Source organism: bacterium, from assembly GCA_016699125.1.
Classification (GTDB): Bacteria; Babelota; Babeliae; order Babelales; family Vermiphilaceae; genus AWTP1-30.
This window is the reverse complement of the sequence record CP064961.1, coordinates 461,499-485,727: the sequence shown is the minus strand read 5'-3', so window position 1 is coordinate 485,727 and position 24,229 is coordinate 461,499. Positions and strand designations below refer to the sequence as shown.

29 protein-coding genes are annotated in these 24,229 nt (G+C 36.4%); 20 read left to right on the top strand and 9 right to left on the bottom strand.

Features of this window, described 5'->3' with window-relative positions; translation table 11 throughout:
* Positions 1 to 3: 3 nt before the first annotated feature.
* The 12 genes from miaA to IPG37_02210 all read left to right on the top strand — a co-directional run bounded on the left by miaA (position 4) and on the right by IPG37_02210 (position 9,568).
* Entirely contained in the window at positions 4 to 888 is an 885-nt protein-coding gene (miaA, locus tag IPG37_02265) for a tRNA (adenosine(37)-N6)-dimethylallyltransferase MiaA (GenBank protein QQR54225.1), read from the top strand.
* A complete protein-coding gene (locus tag IPG37_02260) occupies positions 878 to 1,117 on the top strand; it encodes a hypothetical protein (protein QQR54224.1) in 240 nt (79 codons plus the stop codon). The genes miaA and IPG37_02260 overlap by 11 nt, the downstream gene beginning before the upstream one ends.
* A gap of 18 nt (positions 1,118 to 1,135) precedes the next feature.
* Entirely contained in the window at positions 1,136 to 3,094 is a 1,959-nt protein-coding gene (locus IPG37_02255) for a SurA N-terminal domain-containing protein (GenBank protein ID QQR54223.1), read from the top strand.
* On the top strand, positions 3,091 to 4,203 hold the full coding sequence (gene recA / locus IPG37_02250; GenBank protein ID QQR54222.1) for a recombinase RecA: 1,113 nt from the start codon (positions 3,091 to 3,093) through the stop codon (positions 4,201 to 4,203). Before IPG37_02255 ends, recA begins: the two co-directional genes overlap by 4 nt.
* Entirely contained in the window at positions 4,172 to 4,768 is a 597-nt protein-coding gene (locus IPG37_02245) for a translation initiation factor IF-3 (protein QQR54221.1), read from the top strand. Before recA ends, IPG37_02245 begins: the two co-directional genes overlap by 32 nt.
* 12 nt (positions 4,769 to 4,780) lie before the next feature.
* Positions 4,781 to 4,984: a 50S ribosomal protein L35 gene (rpmI, locus tag IPG37_02240; protein ID QQR54220.1), complete on the top strand. Its 204-nt coding sequence runs from the start codon at positions 4,781 to 4,783 to the stop codon at positions 4,982 to 4,984.
* Positions 4,985 to 5,037: 53 nt separating this feature from the next.
* A complete protein-coding gene (gene rplT, locus IPG37_02235; GenBank protein QQR54219.1) occupies positions 5,038 to 5,394 on the top strand; it encodes a 50S ribosomal protein L20 in 357 nt (118 codons plus the stop codon).
* A gap of 73 nt (positions 5,395 to 5,467) precedes the next feature.
* Positions 5,468 to 5,785, top strand: a complete 318-nt coding sequence (locus IPG37_02230) for a hypothetical protein (protein QQR54218.1) — start codon at positions 5,468 to 5,470, stop codon at positions 5,783 to 5,785.
* On the top strand, positions 5,782 to 6,081 hold the full coding sequence (zapA, locus tag IPG37_02225) for a cell division protein ZapA (protein ID QQR54217.1): 300 nt from the start codon (positions 5,782 to 5,784) through the stop codon (positions 6,079 to 6,081). The genes IPG37_02230 and zapA overlap by 4 nt, the downstream gene beginning before the upstream one ends.
* A gap of 97 nt (positions 6,082 to 6,178) precedes the next feature.
* Positions 6,179 to 7,741 (top strand): ribonuclease Y, encoded by a 1,563-nt coding sequence (gene rny / locus IPG37_02220; GenBank protein ID QQR54216.1) that lies wholly within the window; start codon positions 6,179 to 6,181, stop codon positions 7,739 to 7,741.
* 3 nt (positions 7,742 to 7,744) lie between these two features.
* On the top strand, positions 7,745 to 8,578 hold the full coding sequence (locus tag IPG37_02215; GenBank protein QQR54215.1) for a TIGR00282 family metallophosphoesterase: 834 nt from the start codon (positions 7,745 to 7,747) through the stop codon (positions 8,576 to 8,578).
* A gap of 9 nt (positions 8,579 to 8,587) precedes the next feature.
* A complete protein-coding gene (locus IPG37_02210) occupies positions 8,588 to 9,568 on the top strand; it encodes a DMT family transporter (protein ID QQR54214.1) in 981 nt (326 codons plus the stop codon).
* 37 nt (positions 9,569 to 9,605) lie between these two features.
* Here IPG37_02210 and IPG37_02205 read toward each other — a convergent pair whose 3' ends face one another.
* Positions 9,606 to 10,028 (bottom strand): histidine biosynthesis protein HisIE, encoded by a 423-nt coding sequence (locus IPG37_02205; GenBank protein QQR54213.1) that lies wholly within the window; start codon positions 10,026 to 10,028, stop codon positions 9,606 to 9,608.
* A 397-nt stretch (positions 10,029 to 10,425) separates the two neighbouring features.
* Between IPG37_02205 and IPG37_02200 the strand changes: the two genes are divergently transcribed.
* Positions 10,426 to 11,733, top strand: coding sequence for a hypothetical protein (locus IPG37_02200; protein QQR54212.1), 1,308 nt, complete (start codon positions 10,426 to 10,428; stop codon positions 11,731 to 11,733).
* Between the two features lie 51 nt (positions 11,734 to 11,784).
* Entirely contained in the window at positions 11,785 to 12,921 is a 1,137-nt protein-coding gene (locus IPG37_02195) for a hypothetical protein (GenBank protein ID QQR54211.1), read from the top strand.
* A 5-nt stretch (positions 12,922 to 12,926) separates the two neighbouring features.
* On the opposite strand, the gene IPG37_02190 is transcribed toward IPG37_02195, so the two are convergent.
* The gene (locus IPG37_02190; GenBank protein QQR54210.1) at positions 12,927 to 13,835 is read right to left on the bottom strand and encodes a hypothetical protein; all 909 of its coding nucleotides are present in this window, start codon (positions 13,833 to 13,835) and stop codon (positions 12,927 to 12,929) included.
* A gap of 123 nt (positions 13,836 to 13,958) precedes the next feature.
* Here IPG37_02190 and IPG37_02185 point away from each other — a divergent pair, with 123 nt between their 5' ends.
* The 4 genes from IPG37_02185 (at position 13,959) to IPG37_02170 (ending at position 17,833) form a co-directional block, all read left to right on the top strand.
* Positions 13,959 to 15,383: a proline--tRNA ligase gene (locus tag IPG37_02185; GenBank protein ID QQR54209.1), complete on the top strand. Its 1,425-nt coding sequence runs from the start codon at positions 13,959 to 13,961 to the stop codon at positions 15,381 to 15,383.
* Entirely contained in the window at positions 15,384 to 15,854 is a 471-nt protein-coding gene (locus tag IPG37_02180; GenBank protein ID QQR54208.1) for a MepB family protein, read from the top strand.
* Positions 15,855 to 16,036: 182 nt separating this feature from the next.
* Positions 16,037 to 16,858 carry a hypothetical protein gene (locus IPG37_02175; GenBank protein ID QQR54207.1) on the top strand — a complete coding sequence of 274 codons (822 nt, stop codon included), beginning with the start codon at positions 16,037 to 16,039 and terminating at the stop codon, positions 16,856 to 16,858.
* Positions 16,859 to 17,038: 180 nt separating this feature from the next.
* The gene (locus IPG37_02170; protein ID QQR54206.1) at positions 17,039 to 17,833 is read left to right on the top strand and encodes a glycosyltransferase; all 795 of its coding nucleotides are present in this window, start codon (positions 17,039 to 17,041) and stop codon (positions 17,831 to 17,833) included.
* Here the strand turns inward: IPG37_02170 and IPG37_02165 are convergent.
* The 7 genes from IPG37_02165 to IPG37_02135 all read right to left on the bottom strand — a co-directional run bounded on the left by IPG37_02165 (position 17,830) and on the right by IPG37_02135 (position 21,657).
* Complete coding sequence (locus tag IPG37_02165) at positions 17,830 to 18,285, bottom strand: hypothetical protein (GenBank protein QQR54205.1); 456 nt, start codon at positions 18,283 to 18,285, stop codon at positions 17,830 to 17,832. The two genes, IPG37_02170 and IPG37_02165, sit on opposite strands and share 4 nt — an antisense overlap.
* A complete protein-coding gene (locus IPG37_02160) occupies positions 18,245 to 18,697 on the bottom strand; it encodes a transposase (protein ID QQR54279.1) in 453 nt (150 codons plus the stop codon). Before IPG37_02160 ends, IPG37_02165 begins: the two co-directional genes overlap by 41 nt.
* A 16-nt stretch (positions 18,698 to 18,713) precedes the next feature.
* Complete coding sequence (locus IPG37_02155) at positions 18,714 to 19,079, bottom strand: transposase (protein QQR54204.1); 366 nt, start codon at positions 19,077 to 19,079, stop codon at positions 18,714 to 18,716.
* A 60-nt stretch (positions 19,080 to 19,139) separates the two neighbouring features.
* Complete coding sequence (locus IPG37_02150) at positions 19,140 to 19,463, bottom strand: hypothetical protein (protein ID QQR54203.1); 324 nt, start codon at positions 19,461 to 19,463, stop codon at positions 19,140 to 19,142.
* A 171-nt stretch (positions 19,464 to 19,634) separates the two neighbouring features.
* A complete protein-coding gene (locus IPG37_02145) occupies positions 19,635 to 19,853 on the bottom strand; it encodes a hypothetical protein (protein ID QQR54202.1) in 219 nt (72 codons plus the stop codon).
* A gap of 29 nt (positions 19,854 to 19,882) precedes the next feature.
* Positions 19,883 to 20,926, bottom strand: coding sequence for a glycosyltransferase family 2 protein (locus tag IPG37_02140; GenBank protein ID QQR54201.1), 1,044 nt, complete (start codon positions 20,924 to 20,926; stop codon positions 19,883 to 19,885).
* The gene (locus IPG37_02135) at positions 20,923 to 21,657 is read right to left on the bottom strand and encodes an FkbM family methyltransferase (protein ID QQR54200.1); all 735 of its coding nucleotides are present in this window, start codon (positions 21,655 to 21,657) and stop codon (positions 20,923 to 20,925) included. Before IPG37_02135 ends, IPG37_02140 begins: the two co-directional genes overlap by 4 nt.
* A gap of 269 nt (positions 21,658 to 21,926) precedes the next feature.
* On the opposite strand from IPG37_02135, the gene IPG37_02130 reads away from it, so the two are divergent.
* Together IPG37_02130 and tnpA are read left to right on the top strand one after the other, a co-directional pair.
* The gene (locus tag IPG37_02130) at positions 21,927 to 22,949 is read left to right on the top strand and encodes a hypothetical protein (GenBank protein ID QQR54199.1); all 1,023 of its coding nucleotides are present in this window, start codon (positions 21,927 to 21,929) and stop codon (positions 22,947 to 22,949) included.
* Between the two features lie 129 nt (positions 22,950 to 23,078).
* Positions 23,079 to 23,525, top strand: a complete 447-nt coding sequence (tnpA, locus tag IPG37_02125) for an IS200/IS605 family transposase (protein ID QQR54198.1) — start codon at positions 23,079 to 23,081, stop codon at positions 23,523 to 23,525.
* Positions 23,526 to 24,229: the final 704 nt, after the last annotated feature.

The window sequence follows — 24,229 nt, the reverse complement described above, 5'->3', positions numbered from 1 at the left end:
CAGATGAAGACAATCGTTGTATGTGGACAAACGGGAGTAGGAAAGAGCGATTGGTCAGATAAGTTTGCAGCAAAGATCGTGGCAGAGATTGTCAATATAGATATGGGTCAGATGTATGATCGACTGTCAATTGGCACAGCAAAGCCCGACATGAACCAGGTTAGTATAAAGCATCATTTGTATGGTTGTTTGAAAATACCTGAAGACATGAATGTGGTACGATATCGAGAAAAAGTGAAAGAAACTATAGAGTCGATACATGCCGAGAATAAAAAGGTGGTATTGGTTGGTGGAAGCATGTTTTATATTGAAGCGCTTTTTTTCGAATTAGTGCCAGCAATAAAACATACAGGAAGGTCAAAAGATGTTGCTGGCCGAACGTGGGCAGAGTTGCATGCCATAGATCCTGTGCGAGCTTCACAAATACATCCATCTGATGAGTATAGAATCGAAAGAGCGCTTTCGTTGTGGTACAGCTATGGCGTACTTCCCTCTCAATGCATGCCCCGTTATAATCCCGTAGTAGATGATATATCGATTATATGGCTTGAAAGATGTCAGAAAGAGCTGCGAAAAAGAATTGATCGTCGCGTTGACATGATGCTAGAAGCGGGGTGGGTTGAAGAGGTTTTGGGACTGCCTGATGAGTGGAAGCAGTTTGTGCGAAGAAAAAAGTTGTGCGGGTACGATATTATTGCAAATGCAGAAACAGCTGAACTAAGCCATCAACAAATAGATGCGATAAAAAAAACAACCTATGCATATGCAAAAAGGCAACGCACTTCTTGGAAAAGGTTAAAAAAGAAATTAGAAGAAACTGTTGCGAGAGATCACATTACTGTGATACGAATAGCGGAAAATTGTGAAGGGCTTGTAGATGATATATAAAAAAGATGAAGAGTCAATGTGTACATTAACAAAAAGAGAGGCTACACTATTGACCGTATTTATGATGGCTGTAATATTAATTGTTGCTGTTATATCATATATTGCAGGATACAGATCGTGCTTATTGCAGTATGGCTTACAGATGCAAAAAGGGTCGCTTGCAGATGGTGTTTACACGACTGTGCAGTCATATTGGAGGTCAAACAGTGTTGATAAAGATACAATGTAATCTGTGTGAAAGGTTGAAATGATTGTAAAAATAAGAAGATATCTTCAAAATAAGTTAATAAAAGTGATCATGGTATTGATTGGGGTAGCATTGGTTGGCCTTTTTTCTTTGCCAATGATATTAAAACAAAGTACAAGGCCGTGGGCATTAAAGATAAATGATACAATAATTGAGCGGGGATATTTTGAAGATATGGTGTCTCAGCAACAAGAACGGTTAAGTTATTTTAGGGCTCAGTATGGTCAGTTTGCCGATATGTTGCTGCAGTCCTTTGGGATGAGCAATGACCCCAGAAAACTTGCAACTGATACAATAATTAAACAGGCTTTATTGTCAGATTATGCAGATAGACTGCAACTAAAAGCATCTTCCAAGCTAACCATTGAAAAGATCAATAATCAGGACTTTTCGCAGAAATATCTTGCTGATAGTGTGCCTGCATTTTTATATGATTCAGACGGAAGAATTAATCAAAATATAGTAAAAATATTCTTGCAAAAGCGTAGCATGTCTTCGGATGTATTCCTGGATATGGTTTCTTCTGGCTTGAGAAGGAATGTTGCTTCAGCACTTATTCGAGCCTCTTCTTATACGCCAAAGCATGAATATACTTTTTTTAAAAATGCACGGTATGGGAAAAAAGAGTTAAAAATAGTTCACTTGAGTGAGCAGGAATTTTTTGATCGTGCAAAAGCAGAAGAAGTAGATGCAGCGGTACTTGAAAATTTTTATAATGAAAAAAATAGGACTTCTCAGACCTATTATGTACCAGAACGCAGATCTGCCACAGTTTGGAAATTTTCTCCTGAAGATTACGTTGCCGATTTTGATCAGAAAGAGATAGAGGCGTATTATGCTGAACATAAGAACCAAAAGTTTGTTGAAAAACAGTCTACAGCAGTGGTTCGCCAAATCGTTTATACGATGGAAGAAGTTCAGAATAGGCCTTCAATTGGAGCACTTCAAGAAGAGCTTCTCTTGAATACTGAAAAATTTCCTGAGTATGCAAGAAAATATTCACAAGATGAATCTGCAAAGAATGGTGGACTGATTGCCCCATTGGTTTATGGTGAGAAGAATAATAGTGTATATAAGGCTGCATTTGCACTTAAAAAAATAGGTGACATTTCCCCCGTCATACCTACAGAAACTGGTTTTGTGATTTTACAGTTGGTAGAAAGAACGGCAAAATCTTATAAGCCATTGAGTGTCGTAAAAAAGTCCATTGAATCTATTTTATCAAAAGAAAAATTCAATGAGAGTCTTTCTAAAGCTATAAAAACTGTTTTGAAAGATGGTATTATTGACGAACAGGAGCTTAAGATGCTTCTTGGGATGTACAATCCAAAGCAGGTTCAAGCAAAAGACCTTACGTTAAAAAGTAAGGAGCAGTACGTTAAAAGTCTCTTTGGATTACAAAATAACGGCGACGCTACGTTCTCTATGTTTGGCAATACAGGGTTTTTGATTAAACTTACTGGTAAAGCAGAAAAGTTTTTGCCACCTTTTGTAGATGTGCAAAAAGATGTTGAAAATGACTGGTATATATTGCAAGGGGCGCAGCTCCTTCAAAAAACTTATAATAATTTTCAAGCTTTTTTAAAAGAGGCTGCATTAGAGTCTGTTGCTCAAAAATTCAATTTGGCAGTGGAAACAATCTCTTTAGATGAGCATGCAGAAAAGGACAAGAAAATTACGTCCATGCTGGAAAAGAAGGGGCTTCATCTACAAGAGCTTATGGATATTGAAAAAGAGGGCTCCTTGTTGAGTGTGATGAATAAAAAAGGTGCATGTTTCGTGTATTGTGCTTCCTGTGTGCCACCTCATGATCTACAGCTTAAGCTCGAGGACAAAACTAATTTGTCACAACAGTTTGAACATGCACTTTTAGAGGGAATGATTGCTTCTTTACATAGAACTGCTACAATAAAAGTTAATGAGTCATTTAACATTCCTATTGAAGATTATTTTGTATGAAACAGAAAAACGTTGCTAATCAGTCATCGCAAAAATCTCTAGCTGTTGAAAATCAGTCGGAGCTGCGGAAAAAAATGCTTGCAGTAACTTTCGCTCAAATTGACAAGCAGTATGGAAATGGTGCAGTCATGCTTCTTGGGGAGCAGCCACACCAGCCGATAGAAGTTATATCCACGGGGTCGCTTTTGATAGATCATGCAATTGGTGTTGGAGGATTTCCGTGTGGTCGTATAGTTGAGGTGTATGGGCCGGAATCTTCAGGTAAGACTACGTTAGCCTTGCATGTTATTGCACAGGCACAGAAAAATGGTGGCATGTGTGCATTCATCGACGCGGAACACGCCCTCGACCCTGTCCATGTGCAAAAACTTGGTGTTGACACAGATTCATTGATCATTTCTCAGCCTGACTATGGTGAGCAGGCACTTGATATTGCAGAAATGCTTGTCAGGTCAGGAGTGGTCGATCTGATTGTTATAGATTCCGTTGCAGCACTGGTGCCAAAAGCGGAGCTTGAAGGAGATATGGGTGATGCCCATGTTGGCCTGCAAGCACGTCTTATGTCTCAGGCTTTGCGTAAGTTAACCCCTGTGGTTCATAAGTCAAAGACGGTGCTTGTTTTCATAAATCAGGTTCGACACACCATTGGAGGTATGCCCAATGCTCCAAAAGAAACAACTACGGGCGGAAAGGCGTTAAAGTTCTATGCCTCTTTACGTATAGAAGTAAGACGAATTGCAAGTTTAAAGCGCAAAGACGTTGCTGTTGGTAATAGAATATCAATAAAAATCGCAAAAAATAAGGTAGCGCCTCCATTTAAAAAAGTTGAAGTTGATCTACTTTTTGATCAAGGCATTAGTCCAGAACTGGATCTGCTTGATGCTGCGATCGCTTATGGAGTTATTACGCAGTCAGGATCGTGGTTTGCTATCAGTGATGGCACAAAAATTGCGCAAGGTAGGGAACAGGTAATAGAATATCTTAAGGAACATTCAGATGTAATGGTACAGCTTTCCAAGCAGGTTCGTGCAGCAATGGCCACGCATGGTAACAAAAGTTTAATCGTAGCATCTGAAGATGAAGAACAGGGTACAGGAAGTGGTGAATAATAACATAAAAAATGGCAGTCAGGCATCCAAGGATGTCGGACATATTGCAAATGAAAAAATTAAAAGTCCTCGGTTGCAGCTCATTACGCATGAAGGTCAAAATGTAGGCATTGTATCACGTGATATGGCCATGCAGATGGCACTTGATGCAAATCTTGATCTTGTAATCATTTCTGAGTCTGGTCAAGATGGAGTTCCAATAGCAAAGATAATGGACTTGGGTAAGTCTTTGTATGAAAAAAAGAAAAAACAGAAAGATGCAAAGAAGAACCATAAAACCATTCAAATTAAAGAGGTAAAGTTACGACCAAAGATTGGTGAGCACGATTATCTTACAAAATTAAAGCAAATAATACAGTTTCTCAAAGAAGGAAAACGTGTTAAAATAACACTGTCTTTCAGGGGAAGGGAAAACTCGTCTCGAGAAGAGCGCGGTGGTGAGCTATTTCAAAAAATAGCTGCGAGTCTTGAAAAAGAAGGAATGATGGATAATGTCTCCCAGGAAAAGGATGATATATCATCAAAGCTTTGGTCACGAATGTATTACCTTAAAAATATAAAATAGTGAGTTGCCTCAATGTATAAATTAAAAACAAATTCTGCAGCTAAAAAAAGATTTAAAAAAACTGGTGGAAAAAAGCCTCTTGTGAAACGTGGCAAGGGCTTCCGTCGCCATCTTTTAACTCATAAGACGAGGAAAAAAAAGCGCCAATTGCGATCCTCAGCTTATGTGAGTGCAGTTGATACTAAAAATGTTTTAGCGTTATTGCCTTATGCTTAGTGCTAGTTGATTAGTTAATTTTATAAAAAAATATTGAAAAGATTGGATACAAGATGTCACGTGTAAAAGGTGGAGTTGGCGCACATCGTCGCCATAAAAGGCTCTTTAAGTTAACTAAAGGATTTTGGCAACAAAGGAAAAATATTTATCGTCGTGCGCATGAGACGTTGATGAGGGCATGGGCGTTTGCGTTTAAAGGTCGAAAGCTTAAAAAAAGAACAATGAGAGCCTTGTTCATTAGTCGCATTAGTGCAGCAACAAAGCAATACGGTATGTCCTATTCAGTCTTCATGCATAGACTGAAGTTAGCTAATATTACATTGAATAGAAAAATGTTGTCTCAGATGGCTATCTTAGAAGCAGAAGCTTTTAAAGCAGTTGTCAGTATCGCAGAAAAATTACATGCTTGACTTTCACAAGTTACGCTAGATAGACTGGGCTTTAGTTGTTATAGTAAGTATCCTTAACAAATGGAGCCCGTATATGAAAATGCTCGAAGCCCTTGAAGATCGTGTAAATCAGCTGGTTAATTTGTCAATTGAATTAGGAAAGCAGAAAAAAAATCTGGAAAAAGTTACTGGCGAATTAAAAGCTGAAATTGAGAGTTTGAAATCAGAAAATGTCCAACTTGCAGAGGATAACGCGTTTTTTTCATCAAAGCTAAAAGCTCTTGAAGCAGCATTAGAAAGTGATTCAAAAGAGTTAAGTAGTTTGACTGAAGAGAAGTCATTGGCAAAACTTGTTGTTGATGATCTAATAAAAAGCATAGATGCATTGATGGAAAGTGAAGATTTGAGATGAATGGTGAACGTAAATCTGTTGCTGTCACAATATATGGAAATCAGTATAATTTAGTAAGCGATGAATCTTATGAGTCATTGACCACTGTGGCCATGCTTGTTGAAAGCACGATGAAAGAGATTGAAAGTAAGATGCACAATACAACAAATCAGACAACCCTTGCTGTGCTTACATCAATTAAGTTTGCTCATGCATTAAGGTCTTTACAATCTGAAACTGAAACAACTTTGACTATTCAAGAATCTTTAGTAAAACAGATTGAACAGGCAGTCAATATTATTGACTCACTTGTGTAAGAATCTAAAGTGACTTGTGTGTATGAAAAGTTTTATACTATTTTGAGTGTTTTACAGAGTGTTTTCATGATAAAAACCTACATTTAGAGGAGGTATCATGATAAGCATAGCATTTCCAATGACCTTTATGCTCTTACTATTTTGTTTATGTATTTTAATCATAGTATTTTATATGGCTTTCAGGTCTTATAGAAAGTCGAAGCTGTTACTCAGACATGCTGAAGAAAAAATGCGGCATATTAAGCATGAAATTGAAACTGAAAAAAGGGAAGCAGCGATTAAATTAAAGGATGAGTTGTATCGCAAAAGGAAAGATTTTGAAATAGAACTCAAGCGTGATAGATTAGAAGTAGACAAGCTGCAGGCAAAAATAACGTCTCGTACAGAAATGCTCGATCAAAAAGAGATTCAAATTGATGATACAAAACGAGAACTACAACAGAAAGAGCGTAGCCTCTTGAGAATTGAAGATATGTTGAGAGCAAATGAATCAAAGTTAAAAAACCTGAGCACCGAACTTATTACCAAGCTTGAACAGGTAGCAAGTATGAGTAAAGATGAAGCACGATCAACCTTATTGCATAGCCTTGAATCCGAAGTTCAGTTAACATCACAAAAATGGATTCAAAAAGTTGAAGAAGAAAGCAAACAGATGGCAAAAGAGCGTTCTATACGTATTCTTTTGACTGCGATGCAACGGTACACAGCAGATCAGGTCATTGAGGCTTCGTCTGGTATTGTACATTTGCCAAATGAAGACATGAAGGGCCGTATTATAGGCAAAGAAGGGCGCAACATAAAAGCGTTAGAAATGGCGACTGGCATGGAGTTCATTATAGGTGAGACACCGGATATTACTATCTCCGGTTTTAATCCCATTCGAAGAGAAGTTGCAAAAAGAACATTGGAAAAGTTGGTCAATGATGGTCGGATCAATCCAACAAAAATAGAAGAAACGGTGCAACAGTTTGAAAAAGAAATCGAAGAGATTATACAGGAGATGGGAAAAAACTCCATTCTTGAATTTAATTTACAAGGGGTCCATCCAGAAATGGTTACTAATCTGGGTAGACTGCATTTTAGAACAAGTTTTTCACAAAATGTTCTTGTGCATTCAAAAGAAGTTGCAATGTTTGCACGCATGATTGCCGAAGAGCTTGGACTTAATGGAACAACTGCTCTGAGGGGTGGGCTGTTTCATGACATTGGAAAAGCGGTAACTGCAGAAGTTGAAGGACCACATGCACAAATTGGAGCAGAGATTGCAAAAAGATGTGGGGAAAATCATATTATTGTAAATGCCATTGCTGCTCATCATGAAGAGGTACCTTTCAATTCTCTTTATGCAATTATCGTATGCATCGCTGATACAATCTCCGCCTCAAGGCCGGGTGCAAGAAGAGAAACACTCACTGCTTACATTAAACGAATTGAAAAGCTTGAAGAGATTGCAGGTACGTTTAGTGGGGTGAAAAAAGCATATGCGTTACAAGCAGGGCGCGAAATTAGAATTATCGTTGAAGAAACAATGCTTGATGACGAACAGGCGCTGCTTTTGGCACGTGATATTGCAAAAAAGATAGAAGAAGAGATGAATTTTCCTGGTCAAATTAAGGTCAATGTCATCCGAGAAGTAAGATCAGTTGAGTATGCAAGGTAACGTATGGATAGTATTAATATTGGGTGTTTTGGAGATATTGTCGGCATAACCGGTAGAACGATGTTTCAAAAACACAGTGCACTGTTACAAAAAAAGTATCAACTGGATGGTATTATTGTAAATGGCGAAAACTGTAGTAGCACTGGCCGAGGCATAACAACGAAAAATGTCCAGTTTCTTCAAAAAAATGGTGCTAGCATTATTACATCTGGCAATCACATTTTTCAAAATAAAGATATTTATGCATACCTTGATCAAAAAAAGGATCTTTTGCGTCCTGCAAATTTTCCATCAGCAGCTCCCGGAACAGGAGCTGCTTTTTTTAATACGGCTCATGGCGTAACAGTTGGAGTCATAAATGTGCAGGGGCGGGTATTTATGCGGGAACTGCTCAGCTGTCCATTCAAAGCAGTAGAATCATTAATTCCCTTTGTAAAGCAAAAAACGGATATTATTTTTATTGATATTCACGCAGAAACGACCGCTGAAAAAATGGGGCTTGCACATTACGTTACAGGAAAAGTAAGCGCTGTTTTTGGTACCCATACACATGTACAAACAGCAGATCATCGAATTTTACCTGGAGGTACCGCTTTTATAACTGATCTTGGCATGATTGGTTCACTCAATGGAATGTTAGGAATGAAGAAAGACTCAGTTGTTAACCAATTTGTTACACAAATGCCTTCAAAGTTTGAAGTAGATACCACGGTACCAGCAGTTTTATCAGGAGTCGTTGTTACTGTTGATATAAAAACGGGCAAAGCAATCGGTATTGAGTCAGTTCGGGTAATCGAAAATGACCTGGTTGTAGATGCAGAAGGCAAAAACGAATAATGCACCAAGATGATTATCTATATTTTTCTCTTTAACCTACTTATGGCAGTTACCTTTACTTTTTCAAAAGCAGCCCTCTGGTACATGAGTCCTATCATGCTTATGTGTGCACGGTTTCTTATTGGAGGTCTTGTTTTATTTTTCTACCAATATTTTACTAATAACCTACCAAAGATAAAAAAATCTGACGTTAAAGAGCTTGCATTACTTATTTTTATTGCATTTTATTTATCGTTTGTTTTTGACAACTGGGGATTACAGTTTGTTAAGTCTTCTGAATCTTCTCTAATATACAATTTAATGCCACTATCAACAGCTTTAATTGGTTTTTTTATGTTCAAAGAAACGATTAGCCTTTTGCAATCACTAACACTATTTTTTGGTTTTGCTTCTTTGTGGCCTATTCTTGAGTTTGATTTTGAAAACACAGATCTAATCAATGTTTTTGAGGTTACTTTGTATGCTCGACTTGCAATTTTGCTCTCGGTGTTCTTTGGGGCATATGGCTGGCTTTTAATGCAAAGACTTATCATTGAAAAAAAGTATAGCCCTTTAAATTTGAACATGATTGGACTGTTGGGTGCGGGATGTCTCAGTTTGTTGCAGATTGCGGTACAAAAAGTATCCCCATATCAGCAGCCACTTTTTAAGTTAGATCCGAGTTATATGAATGATCAGATCTATCTTTTTTTCAACTATTTCTTTTCAGTTGACAGCTCAATTGCTATTACTGCCATGTTTCATATTGTCGTCTTAATTATAATAACTCATGTAATCGGATATCCATTATATGGTTATTTATTGAAAAGGTATTCCGCAACCCTTCTTGCCCTTTCAGGATGCACCATACCATTAATTTCTGCTTTTGCTGGTAGGTTTTTTTTAAAAGAGCGGCTACCGAGCGGATTTTGGCTATCGTTTTTGATGATGAGCATCTGTGTTTTATTATTTTATTATGAAGAAGAAAAAAGGACCGGTAAAGTTTTTTAGACTTTACTGGTCCTTTAATTTTTAGAAGCAATGTGATTTATCGAGCGTGCTTTGCATGAGCTTTAGCTGAATGAGCAGCCTTTTTTGCTACCGTCATGCGGCGTTTTGCCATACGCTTTTTAGCAGGACGCTTTGCAGCAACTTTAGTAGTAGTAGTAGTAGTGGTTGATCTACGCTTAGACGCGACTTTTTTTGAAGTTGTTTTACGCTTTGCAGCAGCCTTTTTGACCACTCGCTTACGTGCTGGAGCTGCTTTTTTTGCAACTGTGCGACGTTTTGCAGTTGCTTTTTTTACAACTTTGCGTTTAGGAGCAGCTTTTTTGGCAGTTGCTTTACGTTTAGGAGCTGCTTTTTTCGCCGTCTTGGTACGCGTTGTTGCTGCTTTACGCTTTGCAGCTGTTTTGCGACGAGCTGGCTTTTTGGTTGCAAGCTCTTCTGCGCTTTTTAGCATTTCTGACATAGTAACTTCTCCTTTTTTGTTTTCTGGTTTTTGTAACCATTTCTATATTCATTAACTATCGTACACGAATTCAAAAATGAAAATCAATATTTGAACAAAATTTTTTAAAAAAATAATGTAAAAAAATTTTCTAAACTGTAATGCTGATTGAACGAAATATTCAGAAAGTACCATTAAAAGGTCCTTTTCAAAGATTGTGTTTTTTTAACGTGAGCGTTTAAAAAAATATTTTGTGTAAAAGAAAATTAAAAAAACAGAAAAAATGAATAGTGGTTTTTAGATACCTGTTTAAGTTGGTTTTGAAGAAAAATCATTGTTTTTGTTCTTTTAACTTGAGTAGTTTTGTTGTAAGTATAATCGACCCAAAGGAGCCTTGATGACCATAAAACAGTTTACAATGGTAAAGTTTATTCTTGTAATATCATATTTTTCGATTTCTGGCATGGAAAAAGAAGAAAAAGAATTAATTAGGAATAATTACATATATGTATCTCACAAAGATCCATTACAGATTCATCAGTTACTTGGTAATTATACTGCAGACAAAAATGTAACCTCATTAAAGCTGATCTTAAAATCACGAAACAGAAATGCAAATGAGAGCAATGATTATGTTAGCAAAACGCTCGATCCAGAAGAATTAACTGAGCAAAAAGAGCTAAAAAAAGGGGACATTGAATCTTTTTCAGGATCACCCTACGTCCTTGAAACTGATACTATCAATAACAGTTTTTTTAAAGCTGACCAACAAAGCAAGCAAAACAATACCCTTTCATTATCAAAACATGAGTCGATTGTACAAAAAGTAACAGTAACTGATACGGAAACCACTCAATCAAACCCATTCATAGCGCATAATCAACCGATTGAAAAAATGTTTTACGATGATGGTCTGCTGTTAACTCAATCGCGTTTTAATATCGAGTCGCAGCTTGGTTTTAATTTGGGCTGGAATATTCACGCGTGGGATGTGACTGGTGACGAAAATCCTAAAAAACCGTTTAAAAAAATAACCAAAGCTTTTTTACTGGACTTTAAACATAATACTTGTGTCTATGCTGAAAAAAAAGCATTACATGGTTCATTAGAACTAAAAATCGGTTTTGAATTAAATAAAAATAATGGTACTTTCAAAGATACAACAACAGTTTTTGAGTTTCCGGCGGGTACCAGTTCAAAACTCTTGCCAGCCTGTTTTATAAGAAAAGATGAAAATAGCGTTAAAGTGCTGCTTTTTCAAGATAGTTTAAAAAAAATTGTGCATATCTCTTATGATATTCAAACACACAAAATTGAAAAAAATGCTCTTTTCATGTCAAATGTAATGATCAAAGATGAATGGTCCTATCTTCAAAACGTGCTGCTGCACCGAACTCCCATTGCAATATGTTGTGCAGGTACCAGATATATGCTTTTATATGATGATTCTTACTATGTTTTGGAAAAACAATCATCAAATAGGTTGGAATTGATAGATTACAGGCTCTTTTCTTCAAGTGATACCATTATTACAATGCAAAAGTCATTGTTTGATGAAAAAAATAATACGTTATATGGAATAGGATATGCAAAACTGTTTGAAAAAGGAAAAGAAAAAGAAGAGAAAAGTAGTTTTTTTCGCTTTAAAAATAAGAAAAACGTTTTCCATATTTTTAAATATGTATTGAAAGATAAAGAAGCTGCAGAAATAGAGGATGAAGAATAAAAAATCGTAATGACATGCGTAAGAAGAAATGAAGGAAAAGAGGATTTGAAAATGATAAAATATTCGATTCAATCAGTGATTTTGATGGTTGTTTGGTCGTGGATACCTTACATTTATGCCCAATACATTGATTTTGATGGGAGTAAAATGAATGGGGTAATAAATCAAAGCTCTGAATTTATGGATATGTTGCTTAAAGATGATAAGATTAAAGTTATTTTTCGAAATGGAAAGTCATTTACTCAAGCGACCGTGGATTTATCAAATTTGTTTCAAGTAAAAAAAAAAGCTACTGACAGCCTGGTTAAAGCAGAAGACGTCGATACTAATGAAAAAGACTTACATAATGAGTTGATTGTGGGATCAAAAAAGGTTGATGCTGACATACTAGTGACACAATCAGAACGACGAAAAAATACCTTTGTTGACAGTGGATGGAACATACGATTTTGGAAAAACAGTAAAGCAACTGGTAAAGCTAAATTAAAGAACGTAAAAGAGATTAAGAATGCATATTTGATTGACGCTAAAAACAAAACAGTGGTTTTTGCAGAAGAAAATGGATTTTTTAATAAAACTATTATGGTAAAAGTTGGCTTTCAATTGCATCAAAGGGGAGAAAAATATGATTTTAAAAATGAGTATGATGTATTCGAATTACCGATTAACATAGATCAAAAAATGTTGCCCGCAGCTGTTATTGACAATAATGGAAGTAAAGTTGCGATTTTTCAAGAAAGCACGAAAAGTATTATAGAAATTAGCAGCAAAGGCAAAAAGAGCCTTATTCCATTTTTTAAAATTACAGAAGACAAAACACCAAATCAGTATATTCGTTCATTTTTTGATCACCGAACACCAGTTGACATTCATTACATTCAAGATGGCTATCTACTTGTTTACGATGACTGTTATTGTACTATTAAAAAGCATGAAAAGCAGTGGAAACTTGAAAAGAAAGAAATGCTCACCTATGAAATTGTACAATCGCAACCATCACAACCTACTCAGTTTTCATTCTCCATTCAGCCGCAGAATACGTTAAAAACACATGACATCTCTGTTGTTAAATCCATATTTGATCAAGGAAATAATACATTGTACTGTTTATACACATACAAAAAAGGTTTCAAAACGGGGCAAAGCCAAAAAAATTACTTTGGTCTTTATATTAAAGCTGGTATTTAAAGCATCTACTGCCACGCCGGTGTACATTTTTCAAAATGATGTTGTCCAGCTTCGGCAAGCTTCTGGTCGTGTGGCAAGTTGTATGCCTTGTAAAATGCATGAACCGTTTTTTCATAAATCGGTGCATCTGCACCCTCCATCAAAAAGCCGTGCCAACCGTTGTGCAGAAGTAAAAAATGTGCTTTTTCGTGACCGGATTTTCTGAGCGTTTTATAGAGTTCAAACGAGCTTTTCCATGAGATCAGAGAGTCAGTTGTTGAAGCAACGATTAAAATAGGAATCTCTTTGTCCACAAAAGGTGCACAGTCCAACGGAGTTGCACCATTTCGCTTATATTTTTTGAATATCGTCTCCATAATGGTATGGCCATATGAAACAGGAAATATGCCGTCCAAACCAAACTGCTTTATCTTTAACTTTATAACATCTTCCATCCGAGCAAAAGGCGACTCAAGGACTGCTGCAACCACATTGGTTGGCTTTGCAACGGTAATCCATGTAAAAAATATAGACGCTCCACGCGAAAGACCACCATAAATCACCTTGTCATCTGGCTTAAGCTTGTTTTTGAAAATCGCATTCATATGCAGAACCTCGGGAAGTTGTGCAAGACTTGTGTGATTATAATTGCCTCGAACCATGAGGCGAAATATTTTTTTTAGGGGTAAAAAAAGCTCTTTTTCTCGATGTTTTGCATAATTTGAATCAGGAAAATTAAAAGTTACGTAGGGTGGATAAAAAATATGATGTTTATTTACAACCTTTTGACCGTTCGGTTTTGTGTATTTTTTAACAAAAAACCTGAATAGCTGGTGGCTATTTGCGGCGACTCCGTGTGCATAAAACGTCACATATTGCGCATTACATGAACTCATAAGACCTGTTAAAAGTAAGAAGAATAGATGAACTTGCATGGTAAAACCTATTTTGTGTGGCAACTTCTGAAATACTATAGTATTATAAGGTGGAATTTTACAAAAGTATATATATACTGAAGAAAGTAGCTTTTTTTATTTAAATCTTTTCCATGGTGATGTATGAAACAACTGCCAAACTTAAAAGATACTTTTGCAGAATGGTATCAGGAAGTCATATTTCAAGCTGAACTGGTCGATCGTTCTCCTGTTCGAGGAACAATGGTTGTACGTCCGTATGGCTGCGCGCTGTGGGAACAGATGGTTAAAGTCCTTGATGAAAGATTTAAAGCTACAGGGCATGAAAATGCCTTATTTCCATTATTTATCCCAGAATCCTTTCTAAAAAGAGAAGCTGAGCATGTGGAAGGTTTTGCCCCCGAACTTGCAATCGTCACTCATGCAGGCGGAAAAGAGTTAGAAGAACCGCTCGTGGTTCGTCCAACTTCAGAAACGATTATTCATTATATGTTTGCGCAATGGATCAAGTCATGGCGCGATCTACCATTAAAAATAAATCAGTGGGCAAACGTCGTTCGATGGGAGATGCGACCAAGGCCATTCTTGCGAACAACTGAGTTTTATTGGCAAGAAGGGCATACCGCACATGCAACGCTCAAAGAAGCTGAGCAGGAAGCGCAGATGATGTTGGGCGAATATGTTTCGTTTGCACATAATTACCTTGCAATCCCGGTTATCATTGGTGAAAAAACTGATAGTGAAAAATTTCCCGGTGCAGTTACTACATTTACCTTCGAAGGGGTGATGCAGGATGGAAAAGCTCTTCAGATGGGCACCTCGCACCTTTTGTCCCAAAGTTTTGCTCATGCATTTGATATGAAATTTCAGGCACAAGATGGGTCTGTTGCCTATCCATTTTTAACCAGTTGGGGCGTAACTACACGATTAATTGGTGCTACGGTTATGACACATGGCGATCAAAAAGGTCTTGTGTTGCCACCACGCATTGCCCCAATTCAAGTGGTCATTATCCCCATTTTGAAAGCACAGGAAAACAACGAAGCAATTATTAATGCGTGTCAAAATGTTGCAGCCGAGCTCAAGGCACAGAATGTTCGTGTTTTGGTGGATCTATCTGAAAATCAGACACCAGGCGCAAAATTCTTTAAATGGGAGCTCAAAGGTGTTCCGATTCGTATCGAATGTGGTCCAAAAGATGTGGCGCTTTCTCAGGTGTGCATGGTAACACGATTGACTGGGCAAAAACAGTTTGTTCCTTTTCAAAAGCTTCGTGAATCAATACAGGAAACGCTTGAATCTATTCACAAACAGATGCTACAAGCAGCAGAAAAACGCATTACGGATTTAATCAACAGTAGTGCCAAGCTTGCTGAATTTGGACCATTGATGGATGCGCAAAACGGTGTATTCAAAACAGCATGGTGTGGATCTTCAGCATGTGAAGCAGAAGTCAAGTTGTATAAAGCAACAGTCAGATGCATCATAAAAGAACCGATTGAAAACCCTGAATGTTTTGTTTGCACCAATAAACCCGTACATACCATTATTGTTGCAAAAGCATATTAGATGAATAATCAAGTCAGTCCTGAAAATCTGCTTGGTGCTTTTGAATTTTTAAAAATATACTTTTCTTCATCAAGTCTTGAAAATATGATCATTGATAAAGAAGGTGGTGAGTATGATGCATGCTCATTCGTAATAAACAATAGAATCATTTTATTCAGAAAAGCGAAAAAGACACCTAAAAAAGATGGCTTTTTTGTAGCGATCTGGATACGTGATCTATTCACACAAAAAACGAGACCTTTTGATGCATCAGATATATTTGATTTTTTCGTAATTTTTGCTTCTGAAGATGCACATGAGCAGCATCTTTTCATTATCAACAAATCAGAACTACAAACGTATGCTATTGTATCTACCAATTTTCAGGGTGGCAAGCGAGGTTTTCGCTTGTATCCACCATCAACCATCTGCATGTCGTTTCAAGCGTACAGAACGCAACAGTGGCAAAAGCAGTTTTTTGTCGGATTTTAAACAATTAATACTTTAAAATCGAATGGGCTTTTCATAGAATCATCAGGTAAATCCTTGCTACAAGTTTTTATTAATAGAAAGAAATTCGTTATAAAATAATGCTTTATTTAATCTGTTTTTTTGATATTCTTATATAATAATATTTTTTAACGCGTCTATTTTTATTAATTTCAAAGGTTTTTATGAACAAAGTGCACTTGCTACCTATTATTATGCTTTCATATCTACATGGAATGGAGGAGAAAGGCCTTCCAATAGTTCAAAAAATTGCATGGCCCATTGTAATTAGCAGCTGGATTGGGGATGCTGGATTTACAGTGAAAAACGAAGAACAGAATGTCAAAGACCTCGAACAAGCGAGTGACGAAAAGATAGAAAAATATTTTTTAAAGGAACTTAATTATAAACAGGACACAATTAAATACGCCTATGAGGTTCTACGTCCATTGAGTATGGTATCGCTTGAATTAAATGATTTAATTCATTCGCAGGTTGATCAAGTGAAACGTAAAGAGAAATACGAAAATTTTTTTATTTCGAAGTATATTAGATTGTGGAGTTATATCGACTATGATTGTCCACAATCTAATAACCTGCTTGAAAAGTCATTGAACACTGAATGGATTGAAAAGATTAATCCAGTATTCGGCAAAGGGGACGGTACTGTAGCTCAAAAAACGTTACATTATTACGGAAATAATCATGATGAGACCAGAAAATCCTTGCTAAAGATTTTTATGCCAAAAATGGAAAACAGAAAGTTCTCTATCTCTGGCATAAAACTAAACGAAAACAAAACAGTTCTGGATGAAGTACTCAAAGAAAATGGAATGTGTTTTGAATCATTCATATCCTTGACTAATCATGAAGAAAATGATGGAATGCCTGCTCATTGCTCACCAAGTTTGAAAGAAAACAAGAACTATGTTTTTATCAGAAAACAGGCTCCTGAAAACAAAACAGAAGAAAGGTCTGTTGACTGGTCAGTCTGTACCATTCAGTAATTAAGGTTATCTGGGCGCTAAACTCACAAATAGTACGAATTTTTTAGAAGCTTATCTAAAGGGGCGGTTTTTTGGTAGTAAATCAAATAAATATTTCTTTGGATAAGCTTCTTCTTTTTCCTTTCCTATTTACATTCTTTTCCTTCCGTGTTACCTTTTTTTCAAAAAAAGGAGTTAAACATGAAAGTCTTTTCGTTAGCCCTGTCTTTTTTATGTATCTCATTGGATGTTTTTTCGTTACCATTTCGAGTATCAATTATCACGTCTGTTTTTGATGGTGACGCGTATATTAAAAGATTCATGGAAAACATTGTACAGCAGACAATTTTTCATGAATGCGAACTGCTTTTGATTAATGCAAACTCTCCAGGCAATGAAGATGAGGTTATTAATGAATATATAAAACAGTATCCAGAAAACATTAAATATATCAAACTTTCCTATGATCCGGGCGTGTACGGGGTATGGAACCTTGGCTGTTTTGTTGCACATGCACCTTATGTTACCAATGCAAATCTTGATGATCTGCGATACGCGGACTGTCTTGAAAAACATGCTGATTATTTAGATGCACATCCTGAAATTGCACTTGTGTTTTCAGATTATTTTGTCAGTTACGATCCGGTCAACAGCATTGAAAACTGTGAACTGGTTGCTCGTGCCTCTGCGGATGATGCACAGCCGACCAAAAAAATGGTCCAACGCTGCGTTGCAGGCCCCCAGCCGATGTGGCGTAAATCAGTCCATCAAAGATCCGGATACTTTAATCAACAGTTCTTGTATTCAGGCGACTGGGAATTCTGGAATCGGCTTGCTAATGATGGTTTTGAGTTTGCAAAGGTTCCGGGCGTTGGCGGTGTCTATTATTATAATCCCAACGGTCTTTCAACAAATAGTAATCCACAAAAAGTTGCACGTCGCCAAGCTGAAGATAACTGGATTGTGCAGATCTATCGCGATATGTGGACAAGTTAAAAAGCGTATAAAGGTGACAGTAAAAGATAGTAAGGTGTCCCTCTGGCAGCCGAAATTAAAGAAGTTGAAAAAACAATGAAGAAATAGAGAATATAATCTTTATGAATATAATTTTTCTTTGTAGGGAAACGACCATCTGTGGCAATTGGAATGAGGATTGATGTTTCTTGAGTTGCACTATTCCCGTTTCTTATAATAGTAATATTGTTTCCCTCAATATTGGTAATTGTACTGTTACCGCCACCTGACTGTGTAATTTTAACGTTATTTCCACGAATGTTATCGATCGTCTGTCTTACTGGGTGACTTTGCCATGAGCCATTTTGAATTTCCCATTTTGTGTACGAAGCAATTGGTATAAGCATGTCTTCAGGAATAGCATGTTCTCTGATTTCCGGCTTTATAGCAAAGTCAAAATGCATTGATAGAGATATTTTGTTTAAAAAGATCATAAACTGAATTTCCTGATTCTTTACGAAGAGATTTAAGCTGGGCCCATTTATGTTCAATGGGATTGAGATCTGGAGAATAAGGTGGCAAAAAGAGTAGGATATGCCCGGCCTGTTTGATCACATCCTGGATACCCTTGACCTTGTGAAAAGCTGCATTGTCCATAACAATCACCGTTTTTGAACTTAATTTTGGCAGAAGCTCATCAACAATAAAGTGGTAAAAAAGAGTGCTGTCAATACTACATTCAAAAAGCGTAGCGGTAATGAGTGATGATCCAATTAAAGCAGCAATTGCATTGGTTCGTGCTTTTGCTCCCCAATCGTATGAACCATGACATCGAGAACCTTTTTTTGAGCATCCATGAGTTCGTAAAACAGACTTGCAGAATCCACTTTCATCAAGATAGGCGATCGGCAGTCCCCGTCGATTATATCGACATACTAATTTTAAGAAGCTTTTTCTTTCTTCTGGGGATGCTTTCGGGTGTTTGAGCGTTTTTTTTATGAGTTATACCGAGTCGTTTTAATGCATAATGAACCGTTGATTTTGCGACACCCAGTTTTACAGCACGCTCTCTTTCATAGGCATCTGGACATCTCAAAACATCCTCCTCAAGCGCTTTCATGTCTATCTTGGTTGCTCTCTTATTTCTCTTTTTCGGTTCGACCTTTTTCATCCATCGAAATAATGTCGCGCTTCCAACCTGAAATTTCTCTGCAGTTTGTTCAGCTGTTAACTTTAATTCTTCCCTTATCTTCAATACTCTTCTTCTAAAATCTAATGAATATGCCATTGTTGCCTTTGCTTAGTTGTTTTTTCCTTATTTTTAGAATATCACATTAAAATGGTTCCGCTATATCAAATAAGGTAATACATATTTTGTTGCTAGCGGTGTAAAAAGAAAGAGCACATTGCCACATTTTGGAAACAATACTTGATCTGGAAAGTAATAATTGAGAAGCCCAATAGCTGATGCGCACAGAGCATTTACAATTGTTAATCCGATAAGATCTGAATGTGAAAATCTCGTATGTAATTCACTATATTTCTTAAAATTTTGTTCCAGTTTGTTTCTTGTAATATCATTATTGAGAAAGTATCCATGATCTTTATTTCTGAAATACCTCACTGCCTGGTCGACTGGATATTTTGGTGGCTCGGCTAGCAAACGGCTCACTTCTTCTTCCTTCCCAAAACTACGGTTAGATGATAACAAGAAAACCAAGGCAAAAAGAATCTTCAAACTAAAAAATGTTTTCACAGTTTTAACTTTGAGCAATGTTGCACCTATCTTTACGTATAAACAATTTCCAGTATATTTTAAAAATGAGACGTTTTCAATAGTTTATTAAACACATTTTATAAAGAAGGATGCATTTTGTTCTTGAAATGGCACCAGATAAAAACCATTTTTTATACATAGATTTTTCAGCTGTCCTGTCAAAACACCATTTTGAATTACTACGGATTTCAATTGATTATTATTTTGTATAATTTTTGTTACATCTGTTATATCAGCTTCTAAAATCTCTTTTTCAACCAATAAAATCTCATATTCTCCGTTCACGTCAACTTGTGTCCAGTTTCGTACAGTTTTTAAGAAACCTTCATAAAAAAGGTCTTGCCAGTTTGATGTAAAATCGCAAAGTAACCGTTATATTTTTTTTGAGTGATAAAAGTATCAAGAAAAGTGCTACCCTCTGAAATCCATTTTGCAAAAGGCCATTGCACATCCCAGATGTCAAGACCTGCAAATCTGTTTAATCCGTGCTTCTCAAACCAGTTCATAACATTTTCGACACGCCATGTTTCCTGTTTTTTTGGTGCAACTGGATCAAAAAAAGCGTACCTTTCAAACCAAAAAGCAGCTGATTGTTCTGTCGCCAGTCCTGATTCGTCCTTGCTTGGAAAATATTCTTGGTTGATGCTTTCGACAGAACGATTCTTTTTTAAAACGCGCTCCAGACAGCGATACCATGCCTGTTTTATCAGTAAATTTTCAAAGTTAACAAACTGAAAATGGAGTACCCCATACCGATATCCTTCCAAAAACCATTGCTTGCCCTGCAGATTATCTGGAATTCTTCGTTCATTTAAGCAATGTGGTGCGTGAGCGCAAACACCATCGTCACAAAATGCAAATGGTTTGTAGTTATGAGTCCAGACTGATTCATCATACCGGTAATGATCAAGCGAGCGCCACAACTGAATCCAGATCATGAAAAGTGATTCACCAGGCTTTAAATTCAAAATAATATCTTTTAAATAGTTATTTTCCAAGCAGTTTGCAGTAAACATTTCGTCAGCATCAAGAGTAATAAAATGGGTGCCCCCGATCGCTCGTCCTGCATTCAGAAGTATATTTCTGTCAAGTCCTGCATGACGAATCCATTCTTCTTTAAGAATAATCTGTTCGATGTTACATTCTTTTTTTAAACTACGCGCAACTTCAACGCTATCATCAGTGGAAGCATCGTCAAGATAGACAATTGCATCTGCATAAGATGCTAACGCTTTAAAACAGTTAGACAGATAGCGAGCATCGTTATGTCCAGGAACGAGTGCAACAATTTTTTTTGGGTATTGCGCATTTAAGCAAGCAAGCCGCAACAAAATGAAAATGCTTATTATTTTTTTCATTGAACCTGCTTTGTATTTATAAAAATATCATCACAATTAAAAAGACGTGCAACAAACGTAAACCCTTTTGATTTTAAAAAGTCTCTGAGAGCTTGGCCATGATGGGTATTTTCAATGCTCATCACCTGAATGTGAAACCGATCAAAATCGATCGCTTTGATAATTTCAAATTCGCTACCCTCGGTATCGACAGAAAGGTAGTCAACTGAAAAAACCTTATAGTTTTCAAGAATAGTATTCAATGTAAAAACTGGTATAAGCTGAATTTCAAGCCCACCATTGTCACGTCTAATTTCATATGACATTCGGTTTTTATGGTCGGGATGATACGTTGAAACAAGTCCTGAAAGCTGTTCCGGTTCACCTTGCACTCGATAAAATTCAGCTATGCCATCATACGAACTTACACCACCGCAGATGCACAAAACAGTTCGATTTTTGACCAGCTCTTGGTATACCTCCTGAATAGGCTCGATGCAGATCCCATTCCAGTTCCTGACCTTTTCAAAAAAATATGAGTTACTCCATTTTTTTCCATCATGCGCACCGATATCAACAAAAAAACCGTTCTCTTTTTTTCGTGTAATCAATGTATCAATGAAATTGTCCTGACAATATTGACTGCACATCTGATCATCTGGCAGTGGCAAAAGGGCTAAAATGTCTATAATTTCTATGGCTTGAAGCTGCACAAAACTATAGAGCAAGGCACTTACATACAGTTTTTTCATATTCATTACCTTTCAAAAACAGCTAACCTTGAAGAAACAGTATACTTTAAATACCCTGCAAGCAAAAATGGTTTGAAAAACACTCTTGCTTAGAGGTTATTTAACAAAACTACTCATTAATAAATGGATTTAAATATACCGGAATGTGTGTAGCAGCTCATGCAGCATGATCTGGTATTTGCCATTGGCACTTGAAAGAGTCTTGTCTTTTGAAAAAGCCTTGTGTTATAATTTGTTAAGAGTAGAAAATATATTTGACGAGGTTTTTGATGATGATTTTTTTGCTTCTACTGTTCAGTGCTTCAATATATGCAATGGAGGATTTAAAGCCTTTGGGTTATCGTTTAAATGAAATTGACAATAATCGTTCAAAGAACTCTAATATGACGAATTTGTTATTGCGTATAGAAGAAGATGATTCGAAAACAAGAGACTGTCACAAACCATTCATTAGGATTAATAATCTAAATGGAAACTGTTATGTTAAGGCGAAGTATGTGTTTCTTGTCTATAGTGATGATTCTGATCTGAAACAAAGTAAAGACGTTTTGACTGATCAGAAAGAATCCATAGATGTAATTGAACTTGATGAGAACGATACTAACAATAAATTAATTAGTGCAGAAAACAAGGCTGTTTTTATTTTCCTTTCACAATTTTTTAGTAATCAAAAAATTGTACTTAATGAATCATGCTTAACATTTTGTTTAACTATTTTAAAAAATCCTGAACAGAATGTCGAAAAGCTAAAAGATACTATACGTCTTTTAAACAGGAATGATCAGGCCAATGTTCAAAAAGTAATTGTGAGTGATAACATAGGCCTTTTGCAATCATGGTTTGAAAAAATTAAACCAAATGGTGATAATGACCCACTAAGCGAAATTAATTTTAAAAAAGAGTTTAATTTGAAAAAACTTTCGCTTGAAACCTCAAATACAGATAGAAAACCAATCAAAACAGCAGAAGAGTTGTATCAAGATTATTTAAGTGAAATGACAAATACTCAAAAAAATTATTTTAATAATGGCATCATTACAGAAAAAAATTTTAAGGTTTTTCATTGGATAATACCTAACAAAAATACACAACTTCAAATACAAGATACGTTTGTTCAGAACATATTAAATAAGGAAGATAATATCCAGACTATGGTTACATTTTTGAAGGATAAATATAAAAAGGAATCGAAGGAACAATTGAGTTTGATTTTAGATAAATTAAGTGAAAAAAACCAGCAAAGATTAATTAAAGCGTTGCAAACGAAGTATCAAGATTTATTTATTAATTGATCGATAGGTAAACCACCAGTTAGACTGGTGAGACTGTCAAGGCTCGGCCCCCGGATTCAAGAAGAAAGATGATGTTGTAGAAATGATAAACTATTGTTGGGCTTGACGGGCCAACAATAGGAATTAGCAATGGAAAACAGAACAACATCATCATATGCAAGTTTAAGTCATTCGAAATGGAACTGCAAATATCACATAATATTTGTTCCGAAATACCGGAAGAAAATTTTGTACGGAAAAGTCAGGCAATTTTTGGCGGAAGTATTTCATGAATTGGCGAGTCAAAAAGGATGTAAAATAGAGAAAGGGAATATGGTTCAGGATCATGTTCATATGTTGATAAGTATACCGCCAAAATATTCTGTAGCAGAAGTTGTAGGATTTATCAAAGGTAAAAGTGCGATAGCTGTTGCGCGAAGGTTTGGTGGAAGAGCAAGGAATTTTAACGGTGAACGATTGTGGGCACGAGGTTATGCTGTTTCTACTGTTGGTTTTGAAAAAGCACAGATATACGCTTACATCAAAAACCAAAATCAACTTGATTCTCTTGGTTACGATGAATCCGGTGAATTTTAAAACGACTTAGTATATTTTTTATCTGGCAGTCTTCGAGACTGCTCCCATCCGCTAAGCCCCTCATTTTATGAGGGCGTTATAACTCATTTTTAACAATTCAGTATGATAATGAATCAAAAAAATGGCTTTCTTCATATACGCTTGAAGACGATGGTGATGAAGCAAATGCTCCGTTAGATGAAGAAAAGGAGATTGATCCTACGAAGGATAATCCGAATCCAAAAGAAATATCAATTCTTAACGAAGTTCAAAAAACACCAATTGGGCAGAGTGACTTAAACTTGACAAAAAAACCATCATCATCCAACGATTCGCCATCAAATCCTATTTTTAGTTTATTCAAAGCAATTGGAAATGGATTGAAATGGATTGCGAATATGATTTTAAGCAGTATTCGAGGAGTGTTTAGCTAGAAGTCCTTTCCAGCTGGGCGATTGCAGGCCTTTTTTCAATACCAAACTGAAATATTCTTTTGTAAATATTAACTGTAAATCGCATGGGTAGCAACTTCTACTTCTGTTCCGCCACACCTCTCTGGAAACCGTCGAGTAATACAATCCTAAGATTTTTCCAATCTCTCTTGTTAAAGTACCACTATCCAAAAGCACTTCTATCTGGTATCTAATCAGGTGTTTGCCCTTTGTTTGGCTCATAAGAAGCCTGGTTAATTATGCTTCAGAGACTAGTTTATGCGCACCTGATTT

Bases quoted from the DNA above. Each gene is read 5' to 3' on its own strand.
- IPG37_02200 (QQR54212.1), top strand. From the start codon at position 10,426: ATGGTAAAGTTTATTCTTGTAATATCATATTTTTCGATTTCTGGCATG.
- IPG37_02140 (QQR54201.1), bottom strand. From the start codon at position 20,926: ATGAAAAAAATAATAAGCATTTTCATTTTGTTGCGGCTTGCTTGCTTA.
- IPG37_02255 (QQR54223.1), top strand. From the start codon at position 1,136: ATGATTGTAAAAATAAGAAGATATCTTCAAAATAAGTTAATAAAAGTG.
- IPG37_02155 (QQR54204.1), bottom strand. From the start codon at position 19,079: ATGGCATATTCATTAGATTTTAGAAGAAGAGTATTGAAGATAAGGGAA.
- IPG37_02130 (QQR54199.1), top strand. From the start codon at position 21,927: ATGATGATTTTTTTGCTTCTACTGTTCAGTGCTTCAATATATGCAATG.
- IPG37_02170 (QQR54206.1), top strand. From the start codon at position 17,039: ATGAAAGTCTTTTCGTTAGCCCTGTCTTTTTTATGTATCTCATTGGAT.
- IPG37_02180 (QQR54208.1), top strand. From the start codon at position 15,384: ATGAATAATCAAGTCAGTCCTGAAAATCTGCTTGGTGCTTTTGAATTT.
- zapA (QQR54217.1), top strand. From the start codon at position 5,782: ATGAATGGTGAACGTAAATCTGTTGCTGTCACAATATATGGAAATCAG.
- IPG37_02165 (QQR54205.1), bottom strand. From the start codon at position 18,285: ATGATCTTTTTAAACAAAATATCTCTATCAATGCATTTTGACTTTGCT.
- rny (QQR54216.1), top strand. From the start codon at position 6,179: ATGATAAGCATAGCATTTCCAATGACCTTTATGCTCTTACTATTTTGT.
- IPG37_02215 (QQR54215.1), top strand. From the start codon at position 7,745: ATGGATAGTATTAATATTGGGTGTTTTGGAGATATTGTCGGCATAACC.
- IPG37_02135 (QQR54200.1), bottom strand. From the start codon at position 21,657: ATGAAAAAACTGTATGTAAGTGCCTTGCTCTATAGTTTTGTGCAGCTT.
- miaA (QQR54225.1), top strand. From the start codon at position 4: ATGAAGACAATCGTTGTATGTGGACAAACGGGAGTAGGAAAGAGCGAT.
- rpmI (QQR54220.1), top strand. From the start codon at position 4,781: ATGTATAAATTAAAAACAAATTCTGCAGCTAAAAAAAGATTTAAAAAA.
- IPG37_02210 (QQR54214.1), top strand. From the start codon at position 8,588: ATGATTATCTATATTTTTCTCTTTAACCTACTTATGGCAGTTACCTTT.
- IPG37_02185 (QQR54209.1), top strand. From the start codon at position 13,959: ATGAAACAACTGCCAAACTTAAAAGATACTTTTGCAGAATGGTATCAG.
- IPG37_02175 (QQR54207.1), top strand. From the start codon at position 16,037: ATGAACAAAGTGCACTTGCTACCTATTATTATGCTTTCATATCTACAT.
- IPG37_02195 (QQR54211.1), top strand. From the start codon at position 11,785: ATGATAAAATATTCGATTCAATCAGTGATTTTGATGGTTGTTTGGTCG.
- IPG37_02245 (QQR54221.1), top strand. From the start codon at position 4,172: ATGAAGAACAGGGTACAGGAAGTGGTGAATAATAACATAAAAAATGGC.
- tnpA (QQR54198.1), top strand. From the start codon at position 23,079: ATGGAAAACAGAACAACATCATCATATGCAAGTTTAAGTCATTCGAAA.
- IPG37_02190 (QQR54210.1), bottom strand. From the start codon at position 13,835: ATGCAAGTTCATCTATTCTTCTTACTTTTAACAGGTCTTATGAGTTCA.
- rplT (QQR54219.1), top strand. From the start codon at position 5,038: ATGTCACGTGTAAAAGGTGGAGTTGGCGCACATCGTCGCCATAAAAGG.
- recA (QQR54222.1), top strand. From the start codon at position 3,091: ATGAAACAGAAAAACGTTGCTAATCAGTCATCGCAAAAATCTCTAGCT.
- IPG37_02230 (QQR54218.1), top strand. From the start codon at position 5,468: ATGAAAATGCTCGAAGCCCTTGAAGATCGTGTAAATCAGCTGGTTAAT.
- IPG37_02260 (QQR54224.1), top strand. From the start codon at position 878: ATGATATATAAAAAAGATGAAGAGTCAATGTGTACATTAACAAAAAGA.
- IPG37_02205 (QQR54213.1), bottom strand. From the start codon at position 10,028: ATGTCAGAAATGCTAAAAAGCGCAGAAGAGCTTGCAACCAAAAAGCCA.